Here is a 20433-nt window from a genome sequence, read left to right on the forward strand (position 1 = left end):
AGCTCTGAACTTATTCAGAGCTTCCTCAGAGCTTCCCTAACGCTGAAACTCGGCGATGACCGGCGCGTGATCCGAGGGACGCTCCAACTTGCGCGTTTCCCTGTCGATGGTGGCGCTGACGCATTGCGCGGCCAGCGGCGCACTCGCCAGGATGTGGTCGATGCGCAGGCCGATGTTGCGGCGGAAGGCATTCATGCGGTAATCCCACCAGCTGTAACTTTTTTCCGGCTGCTCGAACAGGCGGAAGGTATCCACCAGCCCGGCGCCGAGCAGGCGTTGGAAGGCGGCGCGTTCCGGCGGTGAGAACAGCACGCTGTTCTCCCACGCCGCCGGGTCGTACACGTCGCGCTCATCCGGCGCGATATTGAAATCGCCCAGCACCACCAGATTGGGTGTGCGCAGCAACTGCGCTTCGACGAAGCTCTGCAACTTTTCCAGCCAGTCCAATTTGTAGGCGTACTTGTCCGAGCCCACTTCCTGGCCGTTGGGCACGTACAGGTCCAGCACATAGACATCGCCGAATTGCGCCCCGAGTACGCGCCGCTGCGGGTCATCGAGGCCGGGCAGGTCGGTGATGATGTCGCCGCCGGCGGCGGTGCGGCTGAGCAGGGCGACGCCGTTGTAGGTCTTTTGCCCGGAGTACAGCGCCTGATAACCGGCGGCTTCGAGCTCCGCACGCGGAAACTCGTCATCGGGCATTTTGGTTTCCTGCAGGGCGAGCACATCGGGCTGCTGTGCCGCGAGCCAGTCCAGCACCTGGGGCAGACGCACACGCAGCGAGTTGACGTTCCAGGAGGCGATTTTCATAGCGACAGATACAAGTCGAAAGATACAAGAGAAAAGTGAGAATCAGTGCGGCAGCGTCGCCACGCCACTTGTTACTTGTATCTGCGGTTAAAGTCGGAAGCCGCCGTGGCGCTCGCGGATACGCCAGTCCAGCCACATGATGCCGAGGATGAAGCCGGTCACCAGAGACACCAGCACGGCGAAGAACATCCACCACGAGCGTGACACCTGATGATTCTCCTGCGCAGCGCGGGTCTGCTCGGCGAGCTGCCGGCGCGTGTTGTCCAGTTCTCTTACGGTGCGCTCATGCTGCTGCGCCAACGACAGCAGCAACACCTGGGCCGGCATGTCTTCCTGGAGCTGGCGCTGATGGATCCAGCCTTCGCTGCCATCCGGCAGGCGCACGCGCACGAAATCGCCCTGGCGCGTCAGTACCTGCAAGGCGGTGCCGGTGGGTAACTGCTGCATCGGCTTGCCGGCGGCGCGCGGCGCCGGATACAGGTCAGCGGCGAGGCGATCGGTGACATACAGCGTGGCGGCGGCGCCGGCCTGAAACGGCAGTAGCAGACAGAGCAGCACCATGGCTGCGCCTTGCCGATTTCCTCTCCACCGCTGCAGGCCAAATAATCGTCTCATTCCAATTAGCTTACTATCACGGTGAAGTTTTCGGCAAACCGGCATCCGTCCTGGTGGCGGTGGCAAGGCACGCTGCTTGCGCCCTGCACAGCAGGCGAGAGAGGGTGGGTACTGTGGCGGTGCAAAAAAAACGCGCCCCGAAGGGCGCGGGCAAACCCCATGCCTGTGGAAGGGAAGGAGGTCCCGATGAAAGCGGTGGTGAGATCAGCGTATTTCCTCAGTGGCGCTGTCCTTCTCGCCCTTGTTGTCGACCCAGGCGAGGGCGACCTTGTCCCCCTTCTTGGCGCCGGAGAACTCGATGGAGAGATAGGGGTTGGCGGAGATGGCGGCGCCCCAGGCGGAGGTCAGCACGTTCTTGCCGTTGTGGGTGCAGACGACTTCCTGGATGAAGTGGGCCGGGATGACCTGGCCGGTCTTCTTGTCCTTGCGCTGGCCGGTCTCCATCGGATGCTTGATGAGCGCCTTGACGGTGCAGACATCGCCCTTGAGGGTGGCGCGGATCTTGATTGAATCTGCCATTTAGATAGTCCTCTGTATCAATTCGTCAGTGTGTGCCGTGGCTTAACCGCCGCAGCCGCCGATGGTGACCTTCACTTCCTTGCGGCCGGCATACAGGGTGCCGCCGGCCTTGACCACGGCGACCACGTTGGAGGTCTTGCCCATCTTGACGCGGGTGGAGACGGTGCCGAGGGCATTGGGGGCCAGGTTGAAGACGGCGGTGAGGGGAGTGCCGTTCTGCTCGACGAACAGGCTGATGGACTCGATGCCCTTGATGTTGGCATTGACGGTGACCGGGACCACGGCGCCGTTCTCGGCGATGTCGGGGGCCTTGATCTCGATGTCGTTGCTGGGGGTGGTCATGTCGGCGTTGTAGACGCCCTTCAGGCTGGCAGCGATGTCCTTGGCCTCGAAGGCCTCCTTGGGCCAGGCGGCCAGCACCTGACGGGGGGAGAGCAGGCCGGCGCCGACGGCGACGGCAACGGCGCTGCCGGCCAGGGTGCCCTTGAGAAAGATCCGGCGTTGACGGAAAGCGTTCATAAATCGTTTACCTCAATAGCTGTGATGGAAGCGAGGGGGCGGCGTGCCGTCCCCCTCATGGTTTCAGTCGCGGGTGGAGGGGGCCACCACCGGATAGCCGTTGGACAGGGCGTTCAGGAACACCTCGAGGTCGGTGTATTCCTGGCTGCCGATCTTGAGCGGCTGGACGCCGGCGTTGCGGTTGCACTCGGTGAAGCGCACATGCAGCGACTGCAGTTCGTCCTTGGAGCGCCAGGTGGGCCAGTGGGCGGCGTCGCCGAAGTGGGTGGTCGGCGTCTGGCCGCGCAGCTTGAGGCCGACGATCTGCGTGTGGCAGGTGGCGCAGGAGAAGTTGGTCCAGCCGGCGCGGGTGTGGAACAGCTTCATGCCCTTCTCATAGGACTCCTTCAGCGGCCCCTTGCTCACGTCCACCTTCAGCGGCATGCCGGCGCTGAAGCTGGCGATGTACACGGATACCGCGCTGTTGTCGTAACTGCCGTTGAGCAGGGTCATGCCCTCCTTGGCGGCGCAATGCTCGATCATCGCCTCCAGGCCGACGACCTTCTTCAGGTCGTTGTTGTACTGCGGGTAGTGGTTGGCGCGCAGACCGCGCAGATCGTTGTCCTTGGCCCCCAGGCACTTGGCGAAGCGGCCCTTGGCGTTGAGCTGCTGGTACAGCGCCTCACCGCGATCCAGGGCGATGTGGCCGCCGTGCAGGGAGTCGTTGTAGGGCTCGTCCTTGAACTTCCAGTTCAGCTTCCACTGGTTGTCGCCGCTCAGCTGCGACTCGTCCAGCCGTTCCGGGTCGCGCCAGTAGCGATAGGTGTTGGTGGTGTCGGCCGCGACGTTCGGCTCATAGAACGGCATCGGCGTGTATTCGCGGTACGGCGCCGGGTTGGCCAGGGCGGCCGTGGACGCCAGCAGCAGCGTCAGGGCGGTGGTTCTTGCTAAGCGCATTGTCTCTCTCCTCGGAATTCGTGGGGCGGCGGCCGCTTATTGCAGGGACATCAGGTAGGCCACCACATCGGCGATCTCCTGAGTGCTCAGCACCTCGTTGGTACCGTAGGGCGGCATGGCGGTATTGGGGTTGTTGATGCGCGGGTCGAATACCTGCTGGTAGGTCCAGACGGTATCGCGGCCATGCTGCGAGTAGCGCACCAGCGGGGGGCCGGCGGTACCGCCCTGGGCATCGCCCGGCAGCAGGTGGCAGGCGTGGCAGTTGCCCTTCGTGGTGGTGGTGGCGATCTCCTTGCCGCGGGCCGGGTCGCCGTTCAGGGGCTGCGGCGCCTGCACCGGCTCGGGGCGGCGGGTGGGCAGGGTTTCCTCGTAGCTCAGGCTGGGCCAGCGCGACAGATCCTGGCGGTGGTTCTCGTATTTCAGCTCGCCGCTGTTGGCAATGGGCTTGGGCCAGAGGGTCTTGTTGGGGGTCGAGGCGTCGTAGAGCAGATTGGACGGCAGCGTTCTGTCGGCGGCGATGGCGCCGGCGCCCGCAACGAGCAGCGCGAGCGCGCCCACCGTGGTTATTATCTTGAACATCGGTTTCTCCTGCTGTATGGATTCTGGTCAACGGCGCGGGTACACGCCTGAGCAGGACAGAGCAAGGGGCGGGCCAGCCGCCGGGGAGGTGGCCGGATGGATGTTCAAGTCAATGAAAAGATGTGAATTATCGGTCGGCGCCGACGACCGTGCCGGGTATGCGCGGCGCGGGGGGCTGGGGCATTTCGCCCCAGTGAGGAAAAAGGGGTGGGGCAAAATGCCCCAGCCCTGTAACGGCTCACCCCTTAAAGTCAAAAGCCTTCAACGCAAAGACGCAAAGTGTGTGCAGTGTCGCGCAGCGTTGCGCGATTCCGCTGCGCCACATCGCACAGCGGCGCTTCGCAGGGTTCCCCTTTGCGCTCTTCGCGTCCTTTGCGTCTTTGCGTTTAAGGAAGCTCTGAATAAGTTCAGAGCTTCCGCGGCACAGGGATGTGCCGCCATTTTTCAACGACGATAAGTCGTTGAAAAATGAAGCCAAGCGAAAATCACACTTTTCGCTTGGCGTGGTTTTGTCCACGGATGGACTTATGTCGCGCAGCCCAGGGAGGGGCGGGAGCGACCTGAAAAGTCCAGGATGGACTTATTCAGACCTTCCTTAACGCTTGTGTTTACGCCTTCCTGGGAGGGGCGGGTAGTCATTGCGCCATTCGGGCTAATACTGGCTGAGCTTGCGCAGCAGGGTCTTGTAGTCGATGTCCAGGGTGCGGGCCGCCTCGGCCTTGTTGCCGCCGGTTTGCTGTACCACTTGAAGGATGTGGCGGCGCTCGGCCTCGGCCAGGGTCAGCGTGCCGTCCAGTGCCGGTGCCGGGATGGCGGCGGCCGGCGCCGGGGCACTACCCCGCAGGGCCGGCGGCAGCAGTGCCGCTTCCAGGGTCTGGGTGCCCTCGGGACAGAGGATCACCGCTTGTTCGATGACGTTCTCCAGTTCGCGCACATTGCCGGGCCAGCCGTAGCGTTGCAGGGCGGTGACGAAGCCCTCCGCCAGGCGCCGCACCGGCCGGCCGTGGGCGCGGGCATAGTGCTCGAGGAAGTGACCGGCCAGCAGGGGGATGTCCTCGCGGCGCTCGCGCAGCGGCGGCAGGCGCACCTGGAGTACGTTGAGGCGGTGGTACAGGTCGCGGCGGAAGGCGCCGGATTCCAGCAGTGGCTCCAGTGGCTGGTTGCTGGCCGAGATCAGGCGGAAGTCCACGGCCACCTCGCGGTCGGCGCCCACCGGGCGCACGCGCCGCTCCTGCAGGGCGCGCAGCAGTTTGGCCTGCAACTGCGGCGGCAGCGCATTGACCTCGTCCAGAAACAGGACGCCGCCGTCGGCCTCCTTGAGCAGGCCCTGGCGCTCGTGGGTGGCGCCGCTGAAGGCCCCCTTGCAGTGGCCGAACAGCTCCGATTCGGCCAGCTCCAGGGGGATGGACGCCATGTTCACCGCCACGAACGGTCCCTTGCCCGCGTGGATGGCGCGGGCCACCAGTTCCTTGCCGGTGCCGGTCTCGCCCTCGATGAGCACGCTGGCGCCGGTGTCGCGCACGCGGCAGATCCAGGCACGCAGTCCGGTCATGGCGGGGCTGCCGCCCTTGAGGGCGGCGATATAGGGGTCGTGTGCCTGCGCCTGGCGGCACATGGCCGCCAGGCGGCCGCGCAGTTCCAGCTCGCGCCGCACCTTGGCCAGCAACAGCTCGACCGAATCGGGGCTGAACGGTTTGGGCAGGAAATCGAAGGCGCCCACCCGCACCGCCTCCACGGCGTTTTCCAGGGTGGCGTAGGCGCTCACCACCACCACCGGCAGGTCGGGGGCCACGGCCTTGACCTGGCGGATCACCTCGAAGCCGTCGCTCTCGCCCATCATCAGGTCGGTGACCACCAGGTCCGGCAGGCCTCCGGCCAGCGACTGCCCCAGTTGGCGCGCATCGAGCTGGACGGCGACGCGATAACTGCCGAGGGATTCGATGACGCGCTTGAGGGTGTGGGCGACGTCGGGTTCGTCCTCGACCAGGAGGACCGACAGGACAGGTTCGGCGGCGGACATCGGGCGTTGTTTTCGTGCAGTGTGCAAACGGGGGATTGGGCGCTATTCTGGTCGCATAGCGCCACACGGAGCAACCTACCCATGCAACGCCGCCATTTTCTTCTCGCCCTGGCCGGGCTGCCGCTGCTGTCGCGCGCCGCGCCGCCGGCCCTGAATCCGTGGGCCGAGAGCTATTGCGTCAGCCCGTTGCGCCGCGCCGCCGTCATGGCGCCGACCCCCGGCGGGCTGCGCTACCAGGGTACCCACATCCTCACCTATGGCGCCCTGCGCGAACTGTCCGCCAGTTACAACCGCCTCGGCCGGGGTCCGGTGGATGTCACCGGCGGCGGCTGCGATGACGGCGTGACCGGCGTGCTGCGCGGCGAGGCCGAGTTGGGCGGGCTGTGCTGCCCGGTGGAGGAGTCGCGGGCGGCCCATCTGCCGTCGCTGCTGGTGGCGCGGGACATCAAGGTGGTGGTGGCCCATCCGTCGGTGGCGGTGGACGATATCGCGCTGGAGTCCCTGCGCCGGGTGGCGCGCGGCGAGATCCGCCGCTGGTCGGAGCTGGGCGATACGGACCGCGCCATCGCCCTGGTGGTGCGCCGCCATTGTCCGGACTACCTGGAGCCGGTGCGCGGCCTGCTGCTGGACAACCGTCCCGACTGGTCGCCCCGCGCCCTGTTCGTCGAGACCGATCAGCAACTGCTGGAAACCGTGGTGCGCTATCCGGGGGCGGTGGGCGTGGTCAGCCGCGCCCTGGCCCTGCCCTATCTCAAGGCCGGCCAGTTGCGCGCCCTGCATGTGGACGGCGTGGCGCCGCAGCGCGAGGCCGCCGAGGCCGGCGCCTATCCCCTGGTGGGGCCGCTCAATATCGTCTACCGGGAATGGGATGAGGCGCGCATGCGCGGCTTCTTCGATTTTCTCTACAGCCCGCTCGGCGCCGCCATCATCGGCCAGGCGCTGGTGCCGGTGAGCGCGCGGGAGGCCGGTTACGGCGCCGTCGCTGTCTGAGGCAGTTCCACCCGGATGACGCCGCCGGGCCCCTCGCCCACGCTCACCCGCCCGCCGTGGGCATGGATCACCGCACGGCAGCTGGCCAGGCCCAGGCCGCTGCCGCCGCGCTTGCTGGTGTAGAACGGCTCGAACAGGTGCTCCCGCGCCTCGTCCGAGAAACCCGGCCCCGCGTCCCTGATCTCGATCTCGCCATAACCGCTCAGTGGCCGCACCGCGACGTGCAGGCGGCCCTGCGGCGCCGCCTCCTGGCCGTTGTTGAACAGATTGGCCAGGGCCTGCTCCAGGTGGTAGGGGTCGGCATCGACCCAGACTTCCCCGCCGGTCGTCACCTGCGGCGGCGGCGCCTCGGGGCGCCCCACCTGCCAGTGCTCGACGCAGCCGCGCACCAGCGCGCCCAGCTCCAGGCGCTGCCGGCGCAGGCGGATGGGGCGGCCGTATTGCAACAGCAGATCCACCGTGGTGCGGCAGCGGCCGCAGTGATGCAGGATGCGCTGCACGTCTTCGGCCAAGGGGCTGGCGGCGGGGAGTTCGCGCAGCATCAGCCGCGCCATGTTGTCGATGACGGTGATGGGGTTGTTGATGTCGTGGGCGACGCGCGCCGCCATGCGGCCGATGCCGGACAGCCGCTCCATTTCCTGCATGCGTTCCAGATCCCCCAGCATGGCGTTGAAGGCGTGAACCAACTGGGCCACCTCGTGGCTGCCCGATACCTCCAGCCGGCGGCTGCCGAACTCGCCGCGGCCCACGGCAGCGGCGGCCTGGGCCAGGGTGCCCAGCGGCCGCAGCTCGCGGTACAGCACCGCGAGCAGGGCCAGCAGCAGCAGGCCGCCCGCCACCAGCAGGCTCAGCACCAGCAGGGTCTGCACCTTGGCCAGCGCCTGTCCCACCGTGTCGGGGAGGGCCACGGACAGCCAGGCGGAGCCGCCGGTCACATCCAGTGGGACGTACACGCCGTTGTGGGGCGCATTCTGCCGTGCGGCCACGATCCCCACCGCGGCGTCGCTGCCGAAGGCCGGTTCGAGCACGGCATCCAGCGGCCGCGCCAGTTGCAGCCAGGCCAGCAGCGCGGCGTTGCGCAGCAGCGGCGCGGTGCTGACGGCCCAGACATGGCCTTCGTGCCAGACAAGGTGGATGGTCTTGCTGCCGGGTGCCGCGGGGTCGATGGGCAGCAGGGGCAGTTCGCCGCCGATGCCGGCGACGGCGCGCCCGTCGCGGTCGAACAGCGCCAGCGACGGGACGTTGAAGGCCTGGGACAGTCGCTCCAGCGCGGCCAGGGGGTGGCTGCGTTCGCCCTCCAGATACAGGTGGTAGTACGCGGCGTTGGCCAGCTCGGCGTCGTTGGCGAGCAGCTCCGCCAGCCGCTCCAGCGCTACCCGTTCCTGGGCCACCAACCGTTCCGCCTGGGTCGCCAGCCGCTCCTGGCGTTCGGTGTGTACGGTGCGGAACTGTTCGCTGACCAGGTGATCGATGCCGACGAACAGGGCGGCGATGGTGGCGACCACGGCCACCGTCAGGATCAGCGCCACCCGCAGCAGCAGCGAGTCGTGCAGGCGGATGCCCAGCCGCGGCCTCGCGCGTGGCGGTGGAGCGAGATCAGCAGTCGTCAGATGCCGGTGTGACATGGTGCGGCTCTCCGCATTGGCGATGGAGAGCAGTCTATCCGATGTCTACCCGGCCATGCCGCTGTGGCGCAGCAGGGCATCGATGCTCGGCTCGCGGCCGCGGAACTCCACGAACAGCTCCATCGGTTCGCGCGCGCCGCCCTGTTCCAGGATCGCCTCCATGAAGGCCAGCCCCGTCGCGCGATTGAACACGCCTTCCTCCTCGAAGCGGGCGAAGGCGTCGCTGGCCAGCACCTCGGCCCACTTGTAGCTGTAATAACCGGCCGAGTAGCCGCCGGAGAAGATGTGGGCGAAACCGTGCTGGAAGCGGTTGTAGTGCGGCGGGCGCACCACCGCCACCTCGGCACGCACCTCGTCGAGGATCTGCTGGATGCGGCCGCCCTGTTGCGGGTCGTATTCCAGGTACAGGCGGAAGTCGAACAGCGCGAACTCCAGCTGCCGCACCATCTGCATGCCGGCCTGGAAGTTGCGCGCCGCCCACATCTTGTCGAACAGCTCCTGCGGCAGCGGCTCGCCGGTTTCGTGGTGACGGGCGAACAGGTCCAGCGCCGCGCGCTGCCAGCACCAGTGCTCCAGGAACTGGCTGGGCAGTTCCACCGCGTCCCACGCTACACCGCTGATGCCGGCGACGCCGGCGACCTCGATGCGGGTGAGCATGTGGTGCAGGCCGTGGCCGAATTCGTGGAACAGGGTCTGCACCTCGTCGTGGCTGAGCAGGGCCGGCTTGCCGTCCAGCGGCGGCGTGAAGTTGCAGGTGAGATAGGCCACCGGCGTCTGCCGCGTGCCGTCGGGCAGGCGGCGGGCGCGAATGCACTCGTCCATCCAGGCACCGCCGCGTTTCTTCGGCCGCGCGTAGAGGTCGAGATAGAAGCGGCCGCGCAGGCTGCCGGCGCTGTCGAAGATGTCGTAGAAGCGCACGTCCTCGTGCCAGGTCTGTACCCCCGTTACTTCGCGGATGTCCAGGCCGAACAGGCGCTGCACCACCTCGAACATGCCGGCCACCACGCGATCGGCGGAGAACCAGGGCTTGAGGTCTTCCTGCGACAGATCGTATTTGTGCCGGCGCAGTTTTTCCGCGTAATAGTTGATGTCCCACACGGCGAGTTCTGCCTGGCCGTGCTGTTCACGGGCATAGGCGGCGATCTCCTCCAGCTCGCCCTGCGCCATGGTGAGCGAGCGCGTGGCGAGGTCGCGCAGAAAACCGAGCACCTGTTGCGGCGTCTCCGCCATTTTGGTGGCGAGGGAATGTTCGGCGTGACTGGCAAAGCCGAGCAGCTGCGCCAGCTCGTGGCGCAGGGCGAGGATCCGCTCCATCACCGGGCCGTTGTCCCAGCGTCCCGCCTGCGGACCCTGATCAGAGGCGCGGGTACTGTAGGCGGTGTACAGCTCTTCGCGCAGGGCGCGGTCGTCGGCATGGGTCATCACGGCAAAATAGCTGGGAAAATCCAGGCCGATGCGCCAGCCGTCCTGACCCTCGCGCCGCGCCGCCTGGCGCATCATCGCCTGACTGCTGGCCGGGATGCCGGCCAGACGCTGCGCGTCGGTGATCAGGACATGCCAGCCGTTGGTGGCATCGAGCAGGTGTTCCTCGAAGCGGGCCGTGGCCTGGCTCAGTTCCTCGCTGGCCGCCTTGAAGCGCGCCTTCTGCTCTGGCGGCAGGGTCACACCGGACAGGCGGAAGTCGCGCAACAGGTTGTCCAGGTGCTTGCGCTGGGCGATGGACAGGCGCTCGTACTCCGCGCCGTCGCGCACCGATTGCAGGGCGCGGTACAGGTCTTCGTTCTGTCCCAGCTCGGTGGCGTAGGCGCTCAGTTTGGGCAGGCAGGCGTTGTAGGCCGCACGCAGTTCGTCGGAGTTCATCACCGCGTTGAGATGGCTCACCGGCGACCAGGTGCGGCTCAGGCGGTCGTCCAGCGCCTCCAGCGGGGCGAGCAGCGTGTCCCAGCAGAACGCGCCTTGTTGCAGCAGGTGCGCGATGGCGGCGCGGTTCTCCGCCAGCACGGTGTCGATGGCCGGTTCCACATGCTCCGGTCGGATGGCATGGAACGGCGGCAGGCCGTTCATTTCCAGCAGGGGATTGGGCATAGAACACTCCACTCAAACCAAAGAAAATCCGCAAATGAACGCGAATGTACGCAAATAAATCGCACTGGTTATTCGCATGTATTTGCGTTCAGGAAGCTCTGAATAAGTTCAGAGCTTCCGCGGCACAGGGATGTGCCGCCATTTTTCAACGACGATAAGTCGTTGAAAAATGAAGCCAAGCGAAAATCACACTTTTCGCTTGGCGTGGTCTGAAAAGTCCAGGATGGACTTATTCAGACCTTCCTTCATTTGCGGACTCCGATTTGTTGTACAGTGGGGCCATGGTAAACGAAATCCAGTCTCATCCTTACGATGCCCTTACCCCGGACGTGGTGCTCGATGCCGTCGAGCAGTGCGGCCTGCGGCCCGCCGGCGGCTTGCTGGCGCTGAACAGTTACGAAAACCGTGTCTATCAGGTGGCACTGGACGAGGGTTATGTGGTGGCCAAGTTCTATCGCCCGGGACGCTGGAGTGACGCGGCGATCCTGGAGGAACACGCCTTCGCGCAGGAGCTGCTGGAGGCCGAGGTGCCGGTGGTGGCGCCGCTGGTGGATGCCCAGGGCGAGACGCTGCATGTGCATGCCGGATTCCGCCACGCCCTGTTTCCGCGCCGTGGCGGGCGCTGGCCGGACCTGGATGTGCCGGACGTGCTGTGGCGGCTGGGGCGCTTTCTCGGCCGCCTGCATGCGGTGGGTGCGGCACGGCCGTTCTCGGCGCGGCCACGGCTGGACGTGGCCAGCTTCGGTGTGGAGTCACGTGACTACCTGCTGGCCAGCGAGTTGTTGCCACGGGAATACCAATCGCGTTACGCCGATCTCAGCGCCGAGCTGCTGGAAACGGTGACGGCAGCTTTCGCTGCCGTGCCGTCCTTGAACTGGCAGCGCATCCACGGCGATTTTCATCCCGGCAACATCCTGTGGACCGACGACGGCGCACACATCGTCGATCTGGATGATTGCCGCAGCGGCCCCGCGGTACAGGATCTGTGGATGTTGCTGTCGGGCGAGCGCCAGGAACAGTGGCTGCAACTGGACGAGCTGCTCGGCGGCTATGAGGAGTTCTGCGATTTCGATCGCCGCGAGCTGCGCCTCGTCGAGCCGCTGCGCACCCTGCGCCTGATACACTACGCCGCGTGGTTGGCGCGGCGGCGTGATGATCCCGCCTTTCCCCGCGCCTTTCCCTGGTTCGGCTCCCCGCGCTATTGGGAGGAGCACCTCATGACGCTGCAGGAGCAGCGTCTGCGCCTGCAGGAGCCTCCTCTTTCCTTCACCTGAGCCTGAATTGCCGCATCATGGTGTGCAGTTGCGCCGCCAGCTGGGCCAGACGCGCGCCGGCGGCGCTGATTTCCTCGGCCTGGGCGGTGGTGGTGCCGGCGAGGTCGCGGATGGTTATCACGTTGCGATTCATCTCTTCGGCCACCGCAGTCTGCTCCTCGGCCGCCGTGGCGATTTGGGTATTCATATCGCTGATCGCCGATACCGCCTTGCTGATGCTCTCCAGGGAGTGTTCGGTCTGACGTGACTGATCCACCGCGGCACCGGCCTGGGTCTGGCCCTGCTGCATCACCGCCACCGCCTCGCCGATGCCGTCGCGCAGGTTGTCGAGCATGGTGCGGATCTCGGCTGTCGCCGTCTGAGTGCGGCCTGCCAGGGTACGCACCTCGTCGGCCACCACGGCAAAGCCGCGGCCACTCTCGCCGGCCCGTGCCGCCTCGATGGCGGCGTTGAGTGCCAGCAGGTTGGTCTGTTCCGCAATGCCGCTGATCACCTCGGTGATGCTGCTGATGCGATCGCCGTCCTGTTGCAGGCGATTGATCACCTGGGCGCTTTGCTCCACCTCTTCGGCCAGACGATGGATGGCGGCACGCGCCGCGTTGACGACACGGCGGCCATCGCTGCTGTCCTGCTCGGCGTCGCGTGCCGATTGCGCCGCCTGCGCCGTGTTGCGCGCCACCTCCTGTACCGTCGCCGCCATTTCGTTCATGGCGGTGGCGACCTGTTCGGTCTCTGCCTGCTGCTGCTGCATGTGTTGCACGGTTTCGCGCCCGGTGGCAGAAAACCGATCCGCCGCCGCCGCCAGTTCGTCGGCGGTTTCGAGGAATTGGCCGAAGCAGGTGCGCAGGCGCGCCTGCAACAGCTTCATCGCCTGCAGCATCTGCCCCACTTCGTCGTTGTGCTCGACCTCGATGCGGCGGGCCAGGTTGCCGCCGGCCATTTCCTTGGCGAGCGTCACGACCTGGGACATCGGCCGGATGACGGTGCGGTTGAGCAGGATGCCGATGATGGTCATCAGGGCCAGGCCGGCCAGACAGATGGCGACGATGAGACGCGTGCTGTCCTGGTTGAGGGCCGCCATGGCTTCCGACAGCGGTATCTTCCCCGGGGTCGAGCCCAGGGCATCGATCGTCTTGCCCAGCGCGTTGTCGCTGCTGATGCGGCTTTCCTGCCACAGCCTTTGCACCTCGCTGACCTGGGCCATGTGCCGATCCAGCAGGCGTTGCTGCTGCGCCGTGTTGTAGCTGCTTACCAGCGCCACCAGGATCGCCAGACTGGCCAGCAGCAGCAGGCTGGCCATGACGCGCACCTGCAGGCTGATGTCGAAGATGTTGCGGCGTTTCGGCAGCCGGGCCTTGTCATCGCTGCGCAGTTTGGCATAGAGCTGTGCGGCGGCCTCGACCTGTTGTCGGGCGGGGCGGCTGCGTACCGATTGGTAGCCCACCACCTTGTCGCCTTCGTAGACCGGCGTGACATAGGCATCGACCCAGTAATGGTCGCCGTTCTTGCAGCGGTTCTTGACGATGCCGCGCCAGCTCTGGCCGCGCTTGATGGTGTCCCACAGGTCCTGGAAGGCGATGGGCGGCATGTCCGGATGGCGGACGATGTTGTGGTTCTTGCCGATCAGTTCTTCCTCGCTGAAGCCGCTGATGTCGATGAAGTCCCGGTTGGCGTAGGTGATGGTGCCCTTGAGGTCTGTCAGCGAGGTGATGGTGACGTCGTCACCATAGGTGCGTTCCCGCTGGGTAACGGGCGTGTTGATCTTCATGACTCCTCCTTAATTTTGCTGATCCTGGCCGCGTGCATGCGGCAGAAGTCAACACGTGTCGCTGCCGCACAGCGGCGGAAGACGTGTGGTTTGTGTGGGTTATGGTCTTAGAAATCGCCTTGGAGCAAAAGAAATATCTGCTTATGGGTTGCCGGAGAGACACAAGGAGCCGCTTATTGCAGGCGGGCGACGTTTCCGGCCCTCCCTGGCCTCCGCGGCATAAGTCCATCCCTGGACAAGCGCCGCTCCCGGCCCTCCCTGGCCTCCGCGGCATAAGTCCATCCCTGGACAAGCGCCGCTCCCGGCCTTCCCTGGCCTCCGCGGCATAAGTCCATCCCTGGACAAAAAAAAGGAAGGCCGGGGCCTTCCTTTTAAGGGGTGTAACAATGTCTGGGTAGAAGGAGTCTATGAATGTCGATTGATTTAGTCAAGAACTTTTTTCCCCGGGCCGCCTTGGCGCTAGAATCGGGGCATCTCCCCCTGTCCGGTGCGGCATGGCCATGGAACATCGTTTCTCATACCGCTGGCCCCTCAATCTGCAGGTGGCCCTGTATTCGCGTGGCGCCCTGGTGGCGCGCGGCGTGTGCCGTAATGTGAGCCGTGATGGCATGTTCGTGCAGGTCGCTCCCGGCCTGCTGTTCCGCAATGCCCTGGTGGAGGTCGAAATCCTGGCGGAGGAGCGCAGCGGCAGACTGCGCCTGCCGGCGATGGTGGTCCATTGCGGCCATGACGGGGTGGGGCTGGTGTTCGACGAGGTGGCTGAGCCGGAATCCCTGCAGAGGCTGCATGCCTATCTGCACCACCTGCGCATGCGCGACACCGTGTAGACCCCTTGCTCAGGCCAGCACGGCCAGATCGCGGCCGGCTTCCTTGGCGCGGTACAGGCCCTTGTCGACGCGCTGCAGCAGCGCGTCGGCGTCTTCGCCCTCCTCCAGCGTGGCGACACCGATGCTGACGGTGAAGCCGATGCTCTGATTATCCGGTCCGCGTACCCGTGCCTTGTGGCAGGCAGCACGGATGCGGTTGGCCAGGTCCAGGGCCTGCTGCTCGCTCTTGCCGGGCAGGATGGCGAGGAATTCCTCACCACCGTAGCGGCCGATGAGGTTGATGCCGGGCATCTCGCGGATCATCAGGCGCGCGAACACCTGCAGCACCATGTCGCCGGCGAGGTGGCCGTAGGTGTCATTGATGCGCTTGAACAGGTCCAGGTCCAGCAGTAACACCGACAGCGGGCGCGTGCGGTCGCGGGCGCGAGCCACTTCCAGGTCCAGCCATTTGGTGAGCACGGCGCGGTTGACCAGGCCGGTGAGGGCGTCGCGGGTGGCCTCGCGGTAGAGTTGCAGCAGCATGTGCAATTGTGCCAGTTCGGCCCACATGGCGATGCCGGCGAGCAGGCCGAGCAGCCAGATCTCGCCGAAGGCGCGCACGGTGAACAGGGTGCCGAAGGCGATTTCAGTGCCGAGCACCACCAGGCCGATGGTGATGGCGTAGGCCAGTCCCTCGATCAGGGTGAAGGGGAACAGCGCCAGCAGCGAGACCACCAGATAGGGCAGGAAGCTGTAGCCCATGAGGATGCCCGCGTCGGGCACGTCGCCACCGAGCACGATGCGCGAGCCGATGTAGAACAGGCCCGGAATGGCGATGAACAGCGCCACGCGCAGCCGTGCCAGGGTCAGGTTGTGGGGCTGCGCGGTCCATAGTCCCAGGGCCAGGAACAGGCCGCTGAAGGACAGGCGCAGCAGCAGCATCTGCTTGAAGCTGGCGCCGGAGAGCAGCACCAGGTCGATAGGAATCCACAGCGGTGCCAGCAGGGCGAAGACGAAGCTGAGCAGGCGCACGCGCAGATAGATGTATTCGGCGCGGGAGCCGTTGAAGTCGCGTGAATGGTTGTGCGACGCGACCATGTCCTGCAGGGTGGTGCGCAGCAGCCACTCGCGCAGCCCGGAGCGCGGCTCGTCGGTAATCCATTCCTGATCGGTGAGTTCTTCTGCCGAATTGTTCACTTGGATTCTCGGTTATTGTCGTTATAGATAGGCAGTATACAGCGGCCGCAGTTCCTGTAGGGTTTCTTCCACGACCGCCGGCAGGGTCTTCGCATACATGTCGAGCAGCACCAGGGCGTTCACCGTGCCGTCCTCGCGCGCGGCGGCACGCAGGCGGTTGGCCATGGCGCGATTGACGATTTCCACGTTGCGGTAGAGATGGACCAGTCCCTCGAAGCCCAGTTCCGTCGGCAGTCCCTGCTGCTGGCGGAAGTACTGTCCCAGCAGGTACATGCTGGCGGCGCGATACATGGTTTCCTCTTCGCTGGCAAAGGGCAGGTGAAAGCGCGCCATGGGTTTGAAGAAGGCCATGTGCGGGCAGCCGCTGGTGGCGATGATCAGGCCCATCATGGCGCTGATGGCATTTTGCGCCGAGGTGTCGCACAGAATGCGCCGTTCCGGCGTGATGACCTCCGTTGCCACCTGATCGTAGGACAGCACATCACCCAGTACGGCCACCGTGCCGACCAGGGAGCGCGCAAGCGGGCAGTACCGCTGTACCGTTTCGTCGAGGGGGCAATGATTGCAGCGGTGAAAGGCGAGCCGGGTCCATGTCGCCGTGTCGTCCGTGACGGGAACGGTGGGCTCCAGGGTGGCCGCGTCGAGGCGGATGGCGAAGCTGGCTTCGCGGCCGTCGGCAAAACGGAAGGTGTATTGTATGTCCAGGTCCATGACATACCTCCTGTCGGCTAGCATATCAGATGGGTGTCGCAGGCGGCGGCAGCCTGTAGAATCTTTGCACTGCGTCAGTGCTCGCCTGACCCGAATCACCTTTGCAACCCAGGGTATCATTATGACCAAACATTACGATCTGATCGCCATCGGTGCCGGCAGCGGCGGCCTTTCCGCCGCCGAGCGTGCCGCCCTGTACGGCAAAAAGGCTGCGGTGATCGAGGTTGGCCGCATCGGCGGCACCTGCGTCAATGTCGGTTGCGTGCCGAAGAAGGTGATGTGGAATGCCGCCGGCATCGCCGGTGCCCTGCGTGATGCCACCGACTACGGTTTCGATGTGCTGGTCAATGATTTCGACTGGGAACAGCTCATCAATTCCCGTGAGCGTTACATCCAGAACATCAACGACTGGTATGGCGGCTATCTCAAGGACTCGGGTATCGATCTGATCCCGGGTTATGGCCGCTTCGTCGATGCGCACACCCTGGAGGTGGACGGCCAGCGTTACAGCGCCGATCACATCGTGGTGTCGCCGGGTGGCGCGCCGTTGATTCCTGCCATCCCCGGCGCCGAGTATGGTATCGATTCCAACGGCTTCTTCGCCCTGCGCGAGCAGCCCAAGCGCGTGGCGGTGGTGGGGGGCGGTTACATCGCGGTGGAGCTGGCCGGCCTGCTCAATGCCCTGGGCAGCGAGGTGGACCTGCTGCTGCGCCGCCAGCACTTCCTCGGCCATTTCGACGCCATGCTGCGCGAGACTCTGATGGAAGAAATGGTCAACCACGGCGTCAACATCCTGCCCAACATCAATGTCGAGAAGGTGGTGAAGGGTGATGACGACCGTCTCACCCTGCACTGTTCCGGCGGCCATACCCTGGCCGGTTTCGACACGCTGATCTGGGCCATCGGCCGTGCGCCGCAGACCGCCAATCTCAATCTGGGCGCGGCCGGTGTCGCCTGCGATCCCCATGGCTACATCCCCACCGACGAATATCAGAACACCAACGTGCCCGGCATCTATGCCGTGGGTGACGTCACCGGCCGCGTCCAGCTCACGCCGGTGGCCATCGCCGCGGCACGTCGCCTGGCCGATCGCCTGTTCGGCGGCCAGCCGGAACGCAAGCTGGATTACGAAAACATCCCCACCGTGGTGTTCAGCCATCCGCCCATCGGCACCGTCGGCCTGTCCGAGGAAGAGGCGCGGGCGCAATACGGCGCGGAGTCGGTCAAGGTATACCAGACCCGCTTTACCCCCATGTACCACGCCTTCACCCGCCACGGCTCCAAGACGGCGATGAAGCTGGTGTGCGTCGGCGTGCAGGAAAAGGTGGTGGGGGTGCACATCATCGGCAACGGCGCCGACGAGATGCTGCAGGGCTTTGCCGTGGCGGTGAAGATGGGCGCCACCAAGCGCGACTTCGACAACACCGTGGCCCTGCATCCCACCAGCGCGGAAGAGCTGGTGACGATGCGCTGATCAAGCCAGCGTGCAACTGGCCAGAAAATCAGCTACGGGTCGGTGGCCTCCCGTCCGTAATAGCAATAGCGGTTCTTGCCCTGTGCCTTGGCCTGGTACATGGCCGCATCGGCATGGCGTAGTAGGGTTTCCGTATCCTGCGCATCGTGGGGATAGCAGCTGATACCGATGCTGGCACCGATAGACGCGATGTGCTGTTCCAGGGGGAACGGAAGGGAAAGCGCATCCAGCAGGTTGCGTGCCACAAGCCCGGCATCGTCAGTAGTGTGTACATCCTCCAGCAGGATGGTGAATTCATCACCGCCGAAACGGGCCACCATGTCGACTTCGCGAACATGACGCTGCAGACGTTCGGCCACGATCCGCAGCAGGAGATCGCCCCTGGCATGACCCAACGTATCGTTAACGGCCTTGAAACCATCCAAATCGAGAAATAGCAGCGCCAGATTTTTCTTGTAGCGATGGGCCCGGGCAAGGGCATGGCTCAAATGGGCTGCAAACAGCATACGGTTGGATAATCCGGTGAGAGGGTCGTGGTGCGCTTGGTGGGCCAGCTGCTGCTGCTTTTCACGCATTTCAGCCTCCGCCAGCGCCCGCTCGGTCACATCACGTGAACTCTCGACGATAGCTCGCAGTGTTCCGTCTTCATTCCACAGCGGGGAGGCTTGCAACTCCACGATGCGCGGTTCGCCTGCCGCGTCATAGTGTTGGTGCATGAGAATGACCGGCGCGCGGTTCTTCGCCACTTCAGCGATTGGGCAGGGATGCTCGGGGGTGGCGCAAGGACTGTCGCGCCGGTGGCTGAGCTGATAACAGAAACGGGCAGAGCCATCGTCGCCATTCAGCGCGGCGGCGGCCCGATTCATCAATTGCACGCGGTAATCCGGGCCAATTACCATGATCGGCTCCAACACACTGTCCATGACGGTTTGCAGAAAAGCGTGCTCCTCCGCCAAGCGTGCCTCGGCGGCCTGGCGCTCTTCGATTTCATGCTGCAGGGCCGTATTGGTCCGGTGCAGTTCCTCGGTGCGTTGTGCCACCATCTGCTCACGCTGGTGCAGCAGACGGCAATTGGCCAGTAGCTGTCCCAGGGTGTTGGCGAACAGCAGCAACAGGCGTTCGTGCCAGAAATCAAAAAAACCGCTTTCGGGGTGAAACACATTCAGCACACCGATCACCTTGCCGTCCCCACGCAGCGGCACACTGATCAGCGAGCCATGGGGTGGCGAGTTTGGCATGGGGGCGGAAAAATGCGGGTCATCGGCGCAGGAGCGGCAATGTTGCAGTTCGCCACTGGCGGCAGCACGCCCCATGATGCCTTCGCCGATACGGAACCGGTGTTGCTGGCGCTCAGTGGCGGCCCCGTTCTGCCAGAGATCATCCCAGCTGAATCCTGCCGCATTCACCAGTTCATTTTCCCGTGTGAGCAGGAAGATGGAGCAGCGCTCCAGATCCTGGTTCTGGCGCAGGGCATCAAGGGCGCGGGTAAGCAGCGCGTTTTCATCCAACGATGCCGCCGGCAATTCGGTGAGAATGAACAGCGCCGACAGTGAATCCAGCAGGTTGACCAGATGGCGGTTGAGTTCCCGCGAGGCGTCAGCGAGTGACGAGTTGGTCATGGTGATTATGCCCGCGCCAAAATCAGGCACATCTCACGAATGGCTTCCAGTTGTTGGCAGGTGTTTTGCCATACACCCTCCAAGCGAGCCGGAGTGATACCGAAGAGGGTAAACGTGGCATCCTCGTTGGCGGTATGCGGCCGGCCATCAACCATCTGGTTGGCGCAGCGGGCGCAGGCTCCGCTAAGCAGTACCAGGGGCCAATGCTCGCCGCGATAACTGCGGTCGTAATGATATTGCATGACCAGCAGCAAATTATCGGGGAAGTGCCAGCGGCTGCCCAGCCAGATGCCGGCTTGGTAGTGGTCGGTGTTCAGCACGGCCTGAATATGATCGGCCAGGCGTGACTCTGGTGCGGCGCGGTAGCTGTCAAGCGCTTGGTTCATCTCTTCAGGATAGAGGTGAACCAGTACAAGCAGGCCGATACTGTGCAGCAGACCTGCCAGGTAGACGCTGTCACCGGCGGGGCGCAATTCGGCAGGCATGGCTGTGTAGAGTTGCTGACTGAGCAGGGCTGTGGTCATGGCCGTCATCCAGTAACGCTCCACGTCAAAGGCAGGACAGCGACTGGTATCGAGGGAGCCGGCGATGGCCATACCCATAGCCATGCTTTTGACGGTGACCAGTCCCAGCACGAATACGGCATCGCGTAATGAATGGATGCGTCCGCTGTGGCCGAAGAACGCCGAGTTTGCCAGGCCCAACAAGCGGGCTGTGATGGTGGGGCACTTCTCCAACACCGAGACGATACGCTCCACATCCAGATCGTCGGTATCGAAGGCAGTGAGGATGCGTTGTGCCATATTGGACAGCGTCGGTAGTTCTTTTTGTCGCTGTACCAGCTGGCGGATGTGTTTGTCTGTCATGCCATTCGTGTGCGCATCGCGTC

At 64.8% G+C, this 20433-nt stretch carries 18 protein-coding genes; 4 read left to right on the forward strand and 14 right to left on the reverse strand.

Annotation, left to right across the window (positions count from 1 at the left end; all coding sequences use genetic code 11):
- Nucleotides 1-36: 36 nt before the first annotated feature.
- The 7 genes from xth to EP379_RS01895 all read right to left on the reverse strand — a co-directional run bounded on the left by xth (nucleotide 37) and on the right by EP379_RS01895 (nucleotide 5995).
- Nucleotides 37-807: an exodeoxyribonuclease III gene (xth, locus tag EP379_RS01865; protein WP_127475211.1), complete on the reverse strand. Its 771-nt coding sequence runs from the start codon at nucleotides 805-807 to the stop codon at nucleotides 37-39.
- Nucleotides 808-894: 87 nt separating this feature from the next.
- Entirely contained in the window at nucleotides 895-1368 is a 474-nt protein-coding gene (locus EP379_RS01870) for a TIGR04211 family SH3 domain-containing protein (RefSeq protein WP_172600346.1), read from the reverse strand.
- Between the two features lie 258 nt (nucleotides 1369-1626).
- On the reverse strand, nucleotides 1627-1941 hold the full coding sequence (soxZ, locus tag EP379_RS01875) for a thiosulfate oxidation carrier complex protein SoxZ (protein WP_127475216.1): 315 nt from the start codon (nucleotides 1939-1941) through the stop codon (nucleotides 1627-1629).
- Nucleotides 1942-1983: 42 nt separating this feature from the next.
- A complete protein-coding gene (gene soxY, locus EP379_RS01880; RefSeq protein ID WP_127475218.1) occupies nucleotides 1984-2460 on the reverse strand; it encodes a thiosulfate oxidation carrier protein SoxY in 477 nt (158 codons plus the stop codon).
- 63 nt (nucleotides 2461-2523) lie between these two features.
- On the reverse strand, nucleotides 2524-3396 hold the full coding sequence (gene soxA / locus EP379_RS01885; RefSeq protein WP_127475220.1) for a sulfur oxidation c-type cytochrome SoxA: 873 nt from the start codon (nucleotides 3394-3396) through the stop codon (nucleotides 2524-2526).
- A gap of 36 nt (nucleotides 3397-3432) precedes the next feature.
- Nucleotides 3433-3975, reverse strand: a complete 543-nt coding sequence (soxX, locus tag EP379_RS01890) for a sulfur oxidation c-type cytochrome SoxX (RefSeq protein WP_127475222.1) — start codon at nucleotides 3973-3975, stop codon at nucleotides 3433-3435.
- 652 nt (nucleotides 3976-4627) lie between these two features.
- Nucleotides 4628-5995 carry a sigma-54-dependent transcriptional regulator gene (locus EP379_RS01895; protein ID WP_127475225.1) on the reverse strand — a complete coding sequence of 456 codons (1368 nt, stop codon included), beginning with the start codon at nucleotides 5993-5995 and terminating at the stop codon, nucleotides 4628-4630.
- An 81-nt stretch (nucleotides 5996-6076) separates the two neighbouring features.
- Here EP379_RS01895 and EP379_RS01900 point away from each other — a divergent pair, with 81 nt between their 5' ends.
- Entirely contained in the window at nucleotides 6077-6985 is a 909-nt protein-coding gene (locus EP379_RS01900; RefSeq protein WP_127475227.1) for a type 2 periplasmic-binding domain-containing protein, read from the forward strand.
- Here EP379_RS01900 and EP379_RS01905 read toward each other — a convergent pair.
- Both EP379_RS01905 and prlC read right to left on the reverse strand, forming a co-directional pair.
- On the reverse strand, nucleotides 6964-8610 hold the full coding sequence (locus tag EP379_RS01905; protein WP_127475229.1) for a sensor histidine kinase: 1647 nt from the start codon (nucleotides 8608-8610) through the stop codon (nucleotides 6964-6966). The two genes, EP379_RS01900 and EP379_RS01905, sit on opposite strands and share 22 nt — an antisense overlap.
- Before the next feature lie 45 nt (nucleotides 8611-8655).
- Nucleotides 8656-10695: an oligopeptidase A gene (gene prlC / locus EP379_RS01910; RefSeq protein WP_127475231.1), complete on the reverse strand. Its 2040-nt coding sequence runs from the start codon at nucleotides 10693-10695 to the stop codon at nucleotides 8656-8658.
- Nucleotides 10696-10976: 281 nt separating this feature from the next.
- On the opposite strand from prlC, the gene EP379_RS01915 reads away from it, so the two are divergent.
- Nucleotides 10977-11969 (forward strand): serine/threonine protein kinase, encoded by a 993-nt coding sequence (locus EP379_RS01915; protein WP_127475234.1) that lies wholly within the window; start codon nucleotides 10977-10979, stop codon nucleotides 11967-11969.
- On the opposite strand, the gene EP379_RS01920 is transcribed toward EP379_RS01915, so the two are convergent.
- On the reverse strand, nucleotides 11962-13737 hold the full coding sequence (locus tag EP379_RS01920) for a methyl-accepting chemotaxis protein (protein ID WP_127475236.1): 1776 nt from the start codon (nucleotides 13735-13737) through the stop codon (nucleotides 11962-11964). The two genes, EP379_RS01915 and EP379_RS01920, sit on opposite strands and share 8 nt — an antisense overlap.
- A 500-nt stretch (nucleotides 13738-14237) precedes the next feature.
- On the opposite strand from EP379_RS01920, the gene EP379_RS01925 reads away from it, so the two are divergent.
- A complete protein-coding gene (locus tag EP379_RS01925) occupies nucleotides 14238-14564 on the forward strand; it encodes a PilZ domain-containing protein (RefSeq protein ID WP_172600347.1) in 327 nt (108 codons plus the stop codon).
- 9 nt (nucleotides 14565-14573) lie between these two features.
- Here EP379_RS01925 and EP379_RS01930 read toward each other — a convergent pair whose 3' ends face one another.
- Together EP379_RS01930 and EP379_RS01935 are read right to left on the reverse strand one after the other, a co-directional pair.
- Nucleotides 14574-15740, reverse strand: a complete 1167-nt coding sequence (locus EP379_RS01930) for a GGDEF domain-containing protein (protein ID WP_127475241.1) — start codon at nucleotides 15738-15740, stop codon at nucleotides 14574-14576.
- Between the two features lie 21 nt (nucleotides 15741-15761).
- Entirely contained in the window at nucleotides 15762-16451 is a 690-nt protein-coding gene (locus tag EP379_RS01935) for a DUF6901 family protein (RefSeq protein ID WP_127475243.1), read from the reverse strand.
- A 121-nt stretch (nucleotides 16452-16572) separates the two neighbouring features.
- Between EP379_RS01935 and gorA the strand changes: the two genes are divergently transcribed.
- Entirely contained in the window at nucleotides 16573-17925 is a 1353-nt protein-coding gene (gene gorA, locus EP379_RS01940; RefSeq protein ID WP_127475246.1) for a glutathione-disulfide reductase, read from the forward strand.
- Between the two features lie 32 nt (nucleotides 17926-17957).
- On the opposite strand, the gene EP379_RS01945 is transcribed toward gorA, so the two are convergent.
- Together EP379_RS01945 and EP379_RS01950 are read right to left on the reverse strand one after the other, a co-directional pair.
- Nucleotides 17958-19544, reverse strand: coding sequence for a diguanylate cyclase domain-containing protein (locus EP379_RS01945; RefSeq protein WP_127475248.1), 1587 nt, complete (start codon nucleotides 19542-19544; stop codon nucleotides 17958-17960).
- A 5-nt stretch (nucleotides 19545-19549) separates the two neighbouring features.
- Nucleotides 19550-20410 carry an HDOD domain-containing protein gene (locus EP379_RS01950; RefSeq protein ID WP_172600348.1) on the reverse strand — a complete coding sequence of 287 codons (861 nt, stop codon included), beginning with the start codon at nucleotides 20408-20410 and terminating at the stop codon, nucleotides 19550-19552.
- Nucleotides 20411-20433 lie beyond the last annotated feature (23 nt).

It is taken from the genome of Sulfurivermis fontis (assembly GCF_004001245.1).
Taxonomy (GTDB): domain Bacteria; phylum Pseudomonadota; class Gammaproteobacteria; order Thiohalomonadales; family Thiohalomonadaceae; genus Sulfurivermis; species Sulfurivermis fontis.